Genomic DNA, 12084 nt, shown 5'->3' on the forward strand with positions numbered 1-12084 from the left:
TTAAGCCGCTCCAACCCATGCTAAGAACATTGACCCCAGGTCAGACCGTCGCGGATTGATGCCTAAGCTGCTACTGGCCCTTGAGGCCTTACTGTAATCGGCATACCGCGAGCTTACCCAATGTTGGCCAGAAGCCGTTGAAGGCTTCCTCGAACAGGCCTCATACATAGATGCAACCGGGTAGCAGTGTTTAAAAGCGGGTTGAACGTGGGGGCGAGTCCATACATAGCAGCTGGCGTAGCCTGCGTCCGGCTGCGTAGCAGTCGTAAATCCTGTACGCACGGATTTCCTGAAACACCGCACCGTCTGATTTCACGACTGCTGCGCAGCCGGACGCAGGCTTCGCCAGCTGCTACAGATTGTGTCGTTCTCTGGGGCCTTTTTTGTTTGGACCCGCCAGCATGGCGGGTCCGGCAAGCGATCAGAGCTTCGGCAACTGCCCGATGCGTCCCATCATCTCGGTCACGATCTGCAGATCCAACAGGAACTGGTCAACGGTCTTGAACTCGTTGTCAGTGTGGCCGGTGTACTTGACCTCAGGTCTGGCCAAGCCAAATTGCACGCCATTGGGCAGTTCATGGACTGAGGTGGCGCCGGCGGAAGTACCGAACGTGTGTTCCATGCCAAGGTTTTCGCTGGTCACAGCCAGCAGGGCCTTGACCCATTCACCCTCGGGGTTGCGGTACATCGGCTCGGCGATCGAGTAGTCGAAGGCCACCGCAACGTGGGTCTTCTTGCTCCAGGCGCCAAGCTTTTCGGCGATTTCGGCTTTGAGCATTTCGGGGGATTTGCCCTTCGGCACGCGTAGGTTTACTGCGAGCTTGAAGGCTTTCTCATCCATCCCGACATAGGTCAGGGAAGTGGTCAACGGTCCCATGAAGGCATCGGAAAAGCCGACCACCAATTTGCCACCCAGGTAGTCCAGTCCCCAGTTATCGGCGGCGTAGCGGGCGGCATCGGTAATGTGGTTGTGCTTGAGCGCGACTTTTCCGTCGAGGCTGTTGATGAAGTCCAGCATTCTGGACACCGGATTGACGCCTGACTCGGGCTCGGAGGAGTGGGCTGAAACGCCGGTGACTGTCAGCTTGACGTCCTTGCCGACGACCTTGGCGCTCACTTCGAAATTGCCGCCGTTGTGCTTGGCATAATCGGCACCGGCCTTCTGCAGGCTGGCGGCCAATTTGGCGGGCTTGTTACTCAAAAGTGTCGCGACCGATGTCGACGGAATCTGGTTGGTGGCCATGCCGCCCGTCATCGAGACGATTTCAGCGCCCTTGCCCTCTGCCTTGCGCTTGGCAAAGTTCGCCATGACGGTGCCGTAGCCTTTCTCGGCAATCACCACCGGGTAGCTGCCATCCAGCGCCAGGTTGTAGTTGGGTGTCGGGTTGCGTTCGAAGTAATAGGGGATGGCGTCGCCGGTGGTTTCTTCGGTGGTGTCGACCAGCAGCTTGAAATTCCGGGCCAGCGGCAGCTTCTCTTCCTTGATGATCTTCATGGCATAGAGCGCGACCACGATGCCGTTCTTGTCATCCTCGGTACCCCGGCCATACAGGCGGTCGCCTATCAGGGTGACTTTGAACGGATCGAGTCGGGTGCCGTCTTTCAGGACCCAGTTCTCCGGCGTCACGGGCACCACATCGGCATGCGCGTGAATGCCTATGACTTCATCGCCGCTGCCTTCCAGGGATATTTCATAGACGCGGTTGTCGATGTTGCGAAAGTTCAGGTTGAAGGCCTCTGCCAGGTCCTTGATCTTGTCGGCGATCTTGATGAATTCGGGATTGTCGTGCTGGGCAACACCGTCCACGCGGAAGGTCGGGATTGTCACCAACTCGCGCAGGGTCTCGGTGGCAGCATTGCCGTATTTTACCCGCGCATAGAGGCCCAGCAGGCGATGGATCTCGTTCTGCTGTTCAGGGGAAAGGGTCTTGTTGTCGAGAAAGGCACTGATGGCCGGGCCGAGGTCGTCGGTTTTGCCAAGGTCGCTTTTGGCCAGGCCTCCCAGGAACTGCCTGAAATCCGTTACTGATGCGTCGTTGAAGGTCTTGAGGATGGCCACGCTCTGTTGCGGGGTCATGTTAGCGTGCGCTGTCAGGGTGAACGACGAAAGGCTGGCCAGTATCAGGGTTGACGCGGCCAGGTGCTTGAGTGAGTAATTCATTGCTGGGGGCATTCCTTTGCAGGCAGTTTGTGAGAAATTTCTGATCGATGAGACAGAAACTTTTCCAAACTATCACCACGAAGGAGCGATAGGGGAGTCCCTGAAGTGGGATCTGTCGCACAGAAATGCAAAAGCGGCGCAGAAACGAAAAAGGCCCGCCAGTCTGACTGAGCGGGCCTTTTGCGTTTCAGGCGGTTTTACATCGAGAGAATCAACCGGCCGGCGAACAGGATCAGAATCACCCCCATCGTGCGTTCGAACCAGTGCCCCATGCGCATAAACAGCAAACGCACCCTGGCGCTGGAAAAGAACAGCGCGACGATGACAAACCACAGTGCGTTCACAAAACACATCCAGACACCGTAAAGCGCCTGAATCTTGAGCGGTGTCGTAGCGCTGATGATGGTGGTGAAGATTGCCAGGAAAAACAGCGTGGCCTTGGGGTTGGTGGCATTGGTCAGGAAACCCGTGGTAAAGGCCTTCAGCAACGTTTGCTCGATAACCGGCTCGTCTGCGCCCTTGTCACCCTCCAGCACGGTTTTGGGTTTACTGCGCAACAGGCTGACGCCGAGGTACAGAATGTAGGCACCGCCCACAACCTTGGCCACCGTCAATAGCCAGGGCGTGGTGTGCATCAGGGCGCCGACCCCGAGCAGGGTGTAAAGCACATGCACCGAAATGCCCGCGCCGATGCCCAGCGCCGTGCAAATCCCGACCAGTCGACCGAAGCGCACGCTCTGGCGGATGGTCACTGCGAAGTCCGGACCGGGTGCGACCACAGCCAGAAAGTGGATAGTTGCCAGCGCCAGAAACTCGCCCAGGTAATTCGAAAGCATCTCAACTCCAGAAAGTAAGGGGTGAAGCATTGCCGCGATAGCCGACAAAGAACGAAAGGCTCAAGCGCGGATCGGCCACACCCGGTGTCACCGAGTGCATGCAGCGCGAATTGAACATGATGAAATCACCCGGCTCGGGAAGAATCTCCAGGGCCGGAGTGCCGAGCAGCACCGGATCGATGCCGTAACTGTCGCCACGCATTTCGTCGAACTGGTCCGGGGAGATGTCGTGGTCCCACATCTGCAGTGCGCCACCCTCGGTGGGCATGTTCAGGTAAACATTGCAGGCGAACTGCGCTTCCAGGCTTCTGGCCTGGTAACTGTCCGGGGCGTCCTTGGCGAAAATGTCGTGGTGGGCCAGAAAACAGATCCCGGGTTTCACCACCCGGGACAGCCCGACATACATCTTGCGACCGTAGAGATTCTCCAGATGCGCGCCCGCCGGCCAGGATTCATCGAGCATGCAGCGCAGGGTGTCGACGGGGGACGAATAGGGCGCACACCGATTGCGCAATTCCGCAATGTTGCGGGTGGCGCGTTCGAAATAATCTTCGATCAGCAGCGGCTGGTTTTCCGCTTCATAAAACGCCATGCCGATGCGGCCGATGCTCGGCGCATTGATATAGCCTTCGAAGCCAGGGGCGAGGATCTTGTCGCCAATCTGAATCGCCAGCGGCTTGGGCAACAAGCCTTTGACGCGGATGGCGAGGACTTCTTCGTTGGCCAGTTTTTTTATGCACGTCTCATCGAGACGCTCGACGTCAAGCATCATGTCTTAGGTCCATCTATCAGATAGTCAACAGAACCCGCGACCGCAGGTTCCCCCGGCGTCAGGCGATGACAGGAACGGCATCGCCCAAATGCTCAATCCACGCTGTAGTGGACTGACAGCGTTCCCTTCTTCAGTGAAAGGGAAGCGATCGTGACCGTGCCCAAATCCTTCAGGCTGCGTACATGGGTGCCGCCGCAGCCGTAGGCGGGCAGTTCACCGAAACCGATTTCCCGGGCGCCTTCACGCATGGACGTCAGGCGCGGCAGATCATGGGCGATCCACTGCTCGATGCCGTGCTGAATTATCTCGGCATCAACATCTTTTGCCGAGTCTGCCGGTTTGAACTGCACACGGCCTTCGCCCGGCCAGTGATGAGCCTTGATTGGCATCCACCCTAATGCCTGGACAAAGTGGCCGATCAGGTGGCCGGCGGAATGCATGCGTGAATTGAATTGGCGGCGTTGCTCGTCAATCCGAATCTGGGTCATGCCCGGTTTTACCGGATGGTCGACGAAATGAATGATCCGGTCCGGATCCTGAACTACCCGCAGGACCCGGCTTTCGCCGATCCAGCCGGTGTCAAAAGGCTGTCCACCGCCCTGGGGGTGAAACAATGTGGCGCGCAGCACCACGGCAAATTCGTTCTCGTGGGGCGTGCAATCCAGGACTTCCACATTGGCCTTGAGGTCATCACTATGGAAAAAGAGGCGAAGCGTCATATTCCATGCCCTTATTAACAATTCTATTTTTTATTATATGAAGCGTGGAATTGCGTGATAATCCGTTCAAACATCAAAGGACTGTTGCGCTGTGAGCATAAATCTTCCACTGCCGTTGCTCGGTGAAATGGCAATTTTCGTCAAGGTTGTTGAGACCGGCAGCTTCTCCGAGGCTGCTCGCCAGTTGGGTTCTTCACCGTCGGCGGTCAGCCGTAGCATTTCGCGCCTGGAGAAGGCGCTCGCCACCCGTTTGCTGCAGCGAACCACGCGCAAGTTGCGCTTGAGCGACGGTGGCGAAGAGGTGTTCAAGCGTTGCCAGGAGATGGTCAGCGCGGCCAAGTCGGTGATGGAAATCAGCGGTCAGTTCACCCATGAAGCGGAGGGACTGGTGCGCGTCAGTGTGCCGAAGGCCGTGGGGCGGTTCGTGATTCATCCGCATATGCCGGAATTTTTGCGCCGTTATCCCAAAGTGGATGTGGAGTTGTTGCTCGAAGACCGCCAGGTTGATTTGATCGACGACAATGTAGATCTGGCCATTCGTATTACTGATCGGCCGCCCGCTGGACTGGTCGGGCGGCAACTGCTGACCATCGACCATTTACTCTGTGCAACACCGCAATACCTGGCCGAACACGGCACGCCAACACATCCTCACGACTTGCTCAACCACAGCTGCATCTACCTGGGCGAAACCCCGAGCGATGCACGCTGGAAATTCAAGAAGGGCACCAAGGCTGTGACCGTTGGTGTGCGCGGACGGTACGCGGCGAATCACACCGGCGTGCGTTTGGGGGCGGTGTTGCAGCACATCGGGATTGGCAGCCTGCCGTACTTCACCGCGCGTTATGCGCTGGAGCAGGGGCTGATCGTGCAGGTGCTGCCGGACTGGACCTTTCTGGCGTCATACCACGGCGGTGCCTGGTTGCTGCATTCGCCGACGCGTTATCTGCCGCCGAAATTACGGGTGTTTATTGACTATCTGGTGGAGTGCCTGGAAAAGGAACCGACCCTGAGCAAGCCAGGCAGGCCAAGTGCGTTGGGCAAGGTCGCGGCGGAGTATGAGTTGCCCGAGAGTGATGGGTTGCTCTGACGGGCTTGCTCGCGAAGGCGTCCGCCCAACCCCCCCCATCACCCGGCAAAAAAAGGCCCGCATGTTCAACCATGCGGGCCTTTTGCATTTCTGACCGAGGATCAGTGCTTGCTGTCGTCTTTCGACATCGCCAGCAGCTGTTTTTCCTGGTTCCAGTCGAACGGTTCGTCGTTTTGTTCAGCTTCGAAACGACGTTCTTCCAGCGCCTGGTACAAGTCGATTTCATCGTCGGGCATGTAATGCAGGCAGTCACCGGCGAAGTACCACAGCAGGTCGCGCGGGACCAGGTGGGCGATTTGCGGGTAGCGGGTGATCACCTGGCACAGAATGTCCTGGCCCAGGTATTGGCTTTCGATCGGGTCGACCGGCAGCAACGCACGCAGTTCGTCGAAGCGCTCCAGGAACAAGGCATGGCTTTCTTCGGGAACCTGTTCGGCCTCACCTACGGCGACCAGGATGCTGCGCAGGTGGTCGAGCAAGACAAGATGATCGGCAACGACATTGGACACAAGATAAGTCCTCAAGAGCAAAACGGGCGCGGGAGTATAAAGCTCCTGCGCCCATTTTTACAGGATCAGCGGACCTTTCCGTCGGCCAGCGCGAGTTCGTCTTTGTCGAAATCATCGACATCAATCACCTTGCGCCGCGCCGCTTCGGCCTCACGCAGGGTCTGCGCTTCCACGGGCTGCAACACGCCAGCCTCAAGCGCTGCATCGATGGTGTGTTCCCCGGCGACCGGTTTGACCTGACCGCTTTTGAGCGCGACATGAAGCTTTTTCCGCAGCGGTTGCGCGGCACTCAGCAGGTTACACGCATGTTGCAGGGCGCCGACCGGGTCATCAGTGGATTGCGGCCGGTAGCAACCGCCGAGCAACTCTTCCAGGGTCGGATCGCCCTTGGCGCGGCCGATCACCGCCGCCACTTCGGCGCCGAGTTTGTCCGACGGCCCTTTGTGACGACGACCGAACGGGAACACGATCACCCGCAACAGGCACCCCAACACCTTGTTCGGGAAGTTGGTCAGCAGTTCATCCAGCGCTCGTTCCGACTGACCCAGGCTTTCTTCCATGGCCCAGGTAAACAGCGGAGCCATGTGCTCCGGTGAATCGAGGTCGTGGTAACGCTTGAGCGCGGCGGAGGCGAGGTACAGGTTGCTGAGCACATCCCCAAGACGCGCCGACAGACGTTCGCGTCGTTTCAATTCGCCGCCCAGCAGCATCATGCTCAGGTCGGCGAGCATGGCGAACGCAGCCGCCTGGCGATTGAGGGCGCGGAAGTAACCCTGGCTGAGCTTGTCGCCTGGTGCGTGTTCGAAGTGACCGAAACCAAGGTTCAGCACCAGCGTGCTGGCGGCGTTACTCACGGCGAAACCGATGTGCTTGAGCAGCAGCCCATCAAATTCGGTGAGGGCCTGGTCCTTGTCTTCACGACCGGCGAGGGCCATTTCTTTAAGCACGAAGGGATGGCAGCGAATCGCACCCTGACCGAAGATCATCAGGTTGCGCGAGAGAATGTTTGCGCCTTCCACGGTGATGAAGATCGGCACGCCATTCCAGCTGCGACCGAGGTAATTGTTCGGCCCCATGATGATTGCCTTGCCGCCATGAACATCCATGGCGTGGCTGATGCACTCGCGGCCGCGTTCGGTGAGGTGGTACTTGAGAATCGCCGACAGCACCGACGGCTTCTCGCCCAAATCCACCGCATTGGCAGTGAGCATCCGCGCGGCGTCCATCATCCAGGCGTTGCCGCCGATACGGGCCATCGCTTCCTGAATCCCTTCGAAGGCCGACAGTGGAACGTTGAATTGTTCACGGACCTGAGCGTACTGGCCGGTCACCAGACTGGTGAACTTGGCGGCGCCGGTGCCGACTGCTGGCAACGAAATCGAACGCCCGACCGACAGGCAGTTCATCAGCATCATCCAGCCTTTGCCGAGCATTTCCTGGCCGCCGATGAGGAAGTCCAGCGGTACGAATACATCTTTGCCGGAGTTCGGGCCGTTCATGAATGACGCGCCCAACGGCAAGTGGCGGCGCCCGATTTCCACACCGGCGGTATCGGTCGGAATCAACGCCAGACTGATTCCCAGGTCTTCCTCCTCACCCAGCAGGTGATCCGGGTCGTAGGCCTTGAACGCGAGGCCGAGCAGGGTGGCGACTGGGCCCAGCGTGATGTAACGCTTTTCCCAGTTCAGACGCAGGCCCAAGGTTTCCTTGCCTTCCCATTCACCTTTGCAGATCACCCCGGTGTCGGGCATGGCACCGGCGTCGGAACCCGCCAGTGGTCCGGTCAGTGCGAAGCACGGGATGTCGTCACCGCGCGCCAGTCGTGGCAGGTAATGGTTGCGTTGCTCGTCGGTGCCGTAATGCAGCAGCAGTTCGGCCGGGCCGAGGGAGTTGGGGACCATCACGGTAGAGGCAAGGTCGCCGCTGCGGGTCGCCAGTTTCATCGCCACCTGGGAGTGGGCATAGGCGGAGAAACCCTTGCCGCCGAACTCCTTGGGAATGATCAGGGCGAAGAAGCCGTTTTCCTTGATGTGGGCCCAGGCTTCGGGAGGCAGGTCCATGGTTTGACCGATCTGCCAGTCGCTGACCATGGCGCAGAGTTCTTCGGTCGGGCCGTCGATGAAGGCCTGTTCCTCTTCATTCAGCTGCGCTTTTGGATAGGACAGCAGTTTGTTCCAGTCCGGGCGACCGCTGAACAGTTCGCCATCCCACCACACCGTGCCGGCATCGATCGCATCGCGCTCGGTTTGCGACATCGGCGGCAGGGTTTTCTGGAACCAGCCGAACAGCGGCGCGCTGAAACATTTGCGGCGCAGGTCGGGCAACAACAAGGGCGCTGCGACCGCCGCGATCAACACCCAGAGAACCAGCAGCAACCAGCCTGGCGCGCGGCTGAAAGCGCCCATCGCCACCACGTAAACGGCAACGACGCACAGCGCGGGCAGCGGGGCGATACGACGGTGGGCTAAATACGCAATCCCGACAACCAGAACCAGTATCCACAACAGCAGCATATTTAATCCTCCGTGAAACCAGGGCAAAACCAACTTTCAGAGCTTAGACGGCATCCGCAAAAGAGGGGGGTCAGAGCGATGTGATTGAATTCGTGGGAAACCATGGATGAGTTTTGTAGGCCCGGTGGGCAACAGGCCGCGGAAATCGTTCGTTGGGCGGGCGGCAAAGCGTCCATGTTTGGCCGAAACGTCGTTATCTCTGTGCTGAACGTGTCGCTAGACTCGTGGCTTCCCCAGGAGATTGTTCTCATGCACGAGTATCTGAGTCCCGGCCGCTTCATCGATAGTGACCACCCGTCGGTGGTGGAGTTCGCCGAAAAACATCGCGGCAGCCGTCGCGATCCTCTAGAGCAGGCGATCAATCTCTATTACGCCGTGCGCGAAGCCGTGCGTTACAACCCTTACACCTTCAGTCGCGACCCGGGCACCTTGCGCGGCAGTTATGCGTTGGCCGCGGGGGAGAGTTACTGCGTACCCAAAGCCACACTGCTGGCAGGTGCAGCCCGGCATTGCGGAATTCCCGCCCGGATCGGTCTGGCGGACGTGCGCAATCATTTGTCGACGCCGCGGTTGCTCGAGTTGCTCAAAAGCGATGTGTTCGCCATGCACGGCTATACGGAGCTGTATCTAAACGATCGCTGGGTCAAAGCCACGCCAGCGTTCAACCAAGGCTTGTGCGAACTGTTCAATGTCGCACCACTGGAATTCGACGGCATCAACGACAGCGTTTTCCATCCGTTCAATCGCGACGGCGAGCAGTTGATGGAGTACCTGATCGACCACGGCCAGTTCACCGACGTGCCTGAAGCGTTCTTTTTCGAGCACCTGGAGAAGTGCTATCCGCATCTATTCAGCGACAAAACGCCCGTGCAGCTGGGTGACATGCAGAGCGATTTGAGTCGCGCCTGATCCGGCGTATGCTGCCTGCGCATTCATCCATAAAGAGGCGGTCATGCTGAAGATCTGGGGTCGGAAAAACTCGTCGAATGTCAGAAAACCTTTGTGGGCCGCCGAGGAGCTGGGCCTGGCCTATGAAGCCATCGACGCCGGCGGCGCCTTTGGTGTTGTCGATACGCCGCAGTACCGCGCGATGAACCCCAATGGTCGCGTGCCGGTGATTGAAGACGATGGTTTCGTGCTGTGGGAATCCAACGCCATCGTGCGTTACCTGATGGCTCGCCACGCCAACGGCACCGCCTGGTATCCAGAAGATCTGCAGGCCAGGGCCTCTGCCGACAAGTGGATGGACTGGACCACTTCAAGTTTTGCCGGCCCTTTCCGAACGGTGTTCTGGGGCGTGCTACGCACACCGGAAAGTCAACAGGACTGGCCGGCCATCAACGCCGCGATCAAGGAGTGCGATGGCCTGTTGTCCATGGCCGATCAGGTGCTGGCGACCCAACCGTACCTGTCCGGCGATGAGATCGGCATGGGCGACATTCCTCTGGGCAGTTTCATTTATGCCTGGTTCGAGATGCCGATCGAGCGCGCACCACAGCCTCATCTGCAAGCTTGGTACGCACGCCTGAAACAGCGTCCGGCGTATCAGAAAGCCGTTATGACCGCGTTGACTTAATACTCACTATCGACACACTTGACTGTACTTGTGTGGCGGCGACAAGCACCATTGCGCTCCTGCGCCGCGGTTGTATTAGTCGCCGCCCGCCCTTATTTGTCCCTTTCCTCCCTTCTTGGTGCGTAAATCCGATATGAGTTCCGCTCTGTCCATCCGGCAGCTAACCAAAACCTACGGCAACGGTTTCCAGGCCTTGAGTGGTATCGATCTGGACGTCGCCGAAGGTGACTTTTTCGCCTTGCTCGGCCCTAACGGCGCCGGCAAATCCACCACCATCGGCATTCTCTCGACCCTGGTGAACAAGACCAGCGGGACGGTGAATATTTTCGGTCACGACCTGGACAAGAATCCTGCGCAGCTCAAGCGCTCCATCGGCGTAGTGCCTCAGGAATTCAACTTCAACCAGTTCGAAAAAACCTTCGATATCGTCGTGACACAGGCCGGTTACTACGGCATCCCGCCGAAAATCGCCAAGGAACGCGCCGAGCAATACCTGACCCAACTGGGTCTGTGGGACAAGCGCGATGTCCCGTCGCGTTCACTGTCCGGTGGCATGAAGCGTCGCCTGATGATCGCCCGTGCGCTGGTTCACGAACCGCGCCTGCTGATCCTCGACGAACCGACAGCGGGTGTGGACATCGAACTGCGTCGCTCGATGTGGACCTTCCTCACCGAGCTGAACAAGAAAGGCATCACCATCATCCTCACCACCCACTACCTGGAAGAGGCTGAGCAGTTGTGCCGCAACATCGGCATCATCGATCACGGCACCATCGTCGAGAACACCAGCATGAAACAGTTGCTCAGCCAACTGCATGTGGAAACGTTCCTGCTCGACCTCAAAAACACAGTGCACACCGCGCCGCAGTTGCTCGGCTACCCGACCAAGCTGCTCGACAGCCACACCCTTGAAGTTCAGGTCGACAAGGCCATGGGCATCACCGCGCTGTTCACCCAATTGGCGCAGCAGAACATCGAAGTGCTGAGCCTGCGTAACAAAACCAATCGCCTCGAGGAGTTGTTCGTGTCCCTGGTGGAGAAAAATCTGTCGAAGGTGGCGGTATGAGTTCCGAGCTGCAACCCAACCTCGTTGCCCTCAATACCATCGTTTACCGAGAGGTCAAACGCTTTACCCGGATCTGGCCACAGACGCTGCTGCCGCCGGCAATCACCATGGTTCTGTACTTCGTGATCTTCGGCAATCTGATCGGCCGGCAGATCGGTGACATGGGTGGTTTCACCTACATGGAGTACATCGTGCCGGGGCTGATCATGATGTCGGTGATCACCAACTCCTACGGCAACGTGGTTTCGAGTTTCTTCGGCAGCAAGTTCCAGCGTTCCATCGAAGAATTGATGGTGTCGCCGGTATCGCCGCATACGATTCTGATCGGCTACACCCTGGGCGGCGTGCTGCGCGGCTTGATGGTCGGGATCATCGTGACCCTGCTGTCGCTGTTCTTCACCCATTTGCAGGTGCATCACCTGGGCGTGACCATTCTGGTGGTGGTGCTGACGGCGACGATCTTCTCGCTGCTGGGCTTCATCAACGCCGTGTTTGCGCGCAACTTCGATGACATCTCGATCATCCCGACGTTTGTGCTGACACCGCTGACCTACCTGGGCGGGGTGTTCTACTCGATTTCCTTGCTGCCGCCGTTCTGGCAGACCGTGTCCCTGGCCAACCCGGTGCTGCACATGGTCAACGCGTTCCGTTACGGTATTCTTGGCGTTTCGGACATCAAGATCAGCGTGGCGATCACCTTCATGCTGGTGGCGACCGTGGTGTTGTACATCGGTTGCACACGGCTGCTGGTCAGCGGTCGCGGGATGCGTACCTAAAAGGACGACCGCGTCGCCTTCTTCGTCGGAACGCCGCCCGGAGCCTGCTCGCGAAGGCGACAGCCC

At 58.6% G+C, this 12084-nt stretch carries 11 protein-coding genes; 5 read left to right on the forward strand and 6 right to left on the reverse strand.

Features of this window, described 5'->3' with window-relative positions:
- Positions 1–421: 421 nt before the first annotated feature.
- The 4 genes from ACYZTW_RS08420 to ACYZTW_RS08435 form a co-directional block, all read right to left on the reverse strand.
- Entirely contained in the window at positions 422–2161 is a 1740-nt protein-coding gene (locus ACYZTW_RS08420; RefSeq protein ID WP_462004492.1) for a dipeptidase, read from the reverse strand.
- A 197-nt stretch (positions 2162–2358) separates the two neighbouring features.
- Positions 2359–2997 (reverse strand): LysE family translocator, encoded by a 639-nt coding sequence (locus tag ACYZTW_RS08425; RefSeq protein WP_462004493.1) that lies wholly within the window; start codon positions 2995–2997, stop codon positions 2359–2361.
- A gap of 1 nt (position 2998) precedes the next feature.
- Positions 2999–3769 (reverse strand): 2OG-Fe(II) oxygenase, encoded by a 771-nt coding sequence (locus tag ACYZTW_RS08430; RefSeq protein WP_462004495.1) that lies wholly within the window; start codon positions 3767–3769, stop codon positions 2999–3001.
- Positions 3770–3861: 92 nt separating this feature from the next.
- Positions 3862–4488 carry an alanyl-tRNA editing protein gene (locus tag ACYZTW_RS08435; protein WP_462004496.1) on the reverse strand — a complete coding sequence of 209 codons (627 nt, stop codon included), beginning with the start codon at positions 4486–4488 and terminating at the stop codon, positions 3862–3864.
- Between the two features lie 91 nt (positions 4489–4579).
- Between ACYZTW_RS08435 and ACYZTW_RS08440 the strand changes: the two genes are divergently transcribed.
- The gene (locus ACYZTW_RS08440; protein WP_462004498.1) at positions 4580–5578 is read left to right on the forward strand and encodes a LysR family transcriptional regulator; all 999 of its coding nucleotides are present in this window, start codon (positions 4580–4582) and stop codon (positions 5576–5578) included.
- A gap of 101 nt (positions 5579–5679) precedes the next feature.
- On the opposite strand, the gene ACYZTW_RS08445 is transcribed toward ACYZTW_RS08440, so the two are convergent.
- Both ACYZTW_RS08445 and ACYZTW_RS08450 read right to left on the reverse strand, forming a co-directional pair.
- Entirely contained in the window at positions 5680–6087 is a 408-nt protein-coding gene (locus ACYZTW_RS08445) for a PA2817 family protein (protein WP_008152400.1), read from the reverse strand.
- Between the two features lie 65 nt (positions 6088–6152).
- Positions 6153–8600, reverse strand: coding sequence for an acyl-CoA dehydrogenase (locus tag ACYZTW_RS08450; RefSeq protein ID WP_462004499.1), 2448 nt, complete (start codon positions 8598–8600; stop codon positions 6153–6155).
- A gap of 249 nt (positions 8601–8849) precedes the next feature.
- Here ACYZTW_RS08450 and ACYZTW_RS08455 point away from each other — a divergent pair, with 249 nt between their 5' ends.
- The 4 genes from ACYZTW_RS08455 (at position 8850) to ACYZTW_RS08470 (ending at position 12018) form a co-directional block, all read left to right on the forward strand.
- The gene (locus ACYZTW_RS08455) at positions 8850–9509 is read left to right on the forward strand and encodes a transglutaminase-like domain-containing protein (protein ID WP_462004500.1); all 660 of its coding nucleotides are present in this window, start codon (positions 8850–8852) and stop codon (positions 9507–9509) included.
- 43 nt (positions 9510–9552) lie between these two features.
- Positions 9553–10176 (forward strand): glutathione S-transferase family protein, encoded by a 624-nt coding sequence (locus ACYZTW_RS08460; RefSeq protein ID WP_462004501.1) that lies wholly within the window; start codon positions 9553–9555, stop codon positions 10174–10176.
- A 133-nt stretch (positions 10177–10309) separates the two neighbouring features.
- Positions 10310–11242, forward strand: coding sequence for an ABC transporter ATP-binding protein (locus ACYZTW_RS08465; RefSeq protein ID WP_462004502.1), 933 nt, complete (start codon positions 10310–10312; stop codon positions 11240–11242).
- On the forward strand, positions 11239–12018 hold the full coding sequence (locus ACYZTW_RS08470) for an ABC transporter permease (protein WP_462004503.1): 780 nt from the start codon (positions 11239–11241) through the stop codon (positions 12016–12018). The genes ACYZTW_RS08465 and ACYZTW_RS08470 overlap by 4 nt, the downstream gene beginning before the upstream one ends.
- Positions 12019–12084: the final 66 nt, after the last annotated feature.

It is taken from the genome of Pseudomonas sp. LB3P25 (assembly GCF_054897985.1).

Excerpts from the sequence above, each read along its gene's own strand:
- ACYZTW_RS08420 (WP_462004492.1), bottom strand. The coding sequence starts at position 2,161 with ATGAATTACTCACTCAAGCACCTGGCCGCGTCAACCCTGATACTGGCC.
- ACYZTW_RS08425 (WP_462004493.1), bottom strand. The coding sequence starts at position 2,997 with ATGCTTTCGAATTACCTGGGCGAGTTTCTGGCGCTGGCAACTATCCAC.
- ACYZTW_RS08430 (WP_462004495.1), bottom strand. The coding sequence starts at position 3,769 with ATGATGCTTGACGTCGAGCGTCTCGATGAGACGTGCATAAAAAAACTG.
- ACYZTW_RS08435 (WP_462004496.1), bottom strand. The coding sequence starts at position 4,488 with ATGACGCTTCGCCTCTTTTTCCATAGTGATGACCTCAAGGCCAATGTG.
- ACYZTW_RS08450 (WP_462004499.1), bottom strand. The coding sequence starts at position 8,600 with ATGCTGCTGTTGTGGATACTGGTTCTGGTTGTCGGGATTGCGTATTTA.
- ACYZTW_RS08455 (WP_462004500.1), top strand. The coding sequence starts at position 8,850 with ATGCACGAGTATCTGAGTCCCGGCCGCTTCATCGATAGTGACCACCCG.
- ACYZTW_RS08460 (WP_462004501.1), top strand. The coding sequence starts at position 9,553 with ATGCTGAAGATCTGGGGTCGGAAAAACTCGTCGAATGTCAGAAAACCT.
- ACYZTW_RS08465 (WP_462004502.1), top strand. The coding sequence starts at position 10,310 with ATGAGTTCCGCTCTGTCCATCCGGCAGCTAACCAAAACCTACGGCAAC.
- ACYZTW_RS08470 (WP_462004503.1), top strand. The coding sequence starts at position 11,239 with ATGAGTTCCGAGCTGCAACCCAACCTCGTTGCCCTCAATACCATCGTT.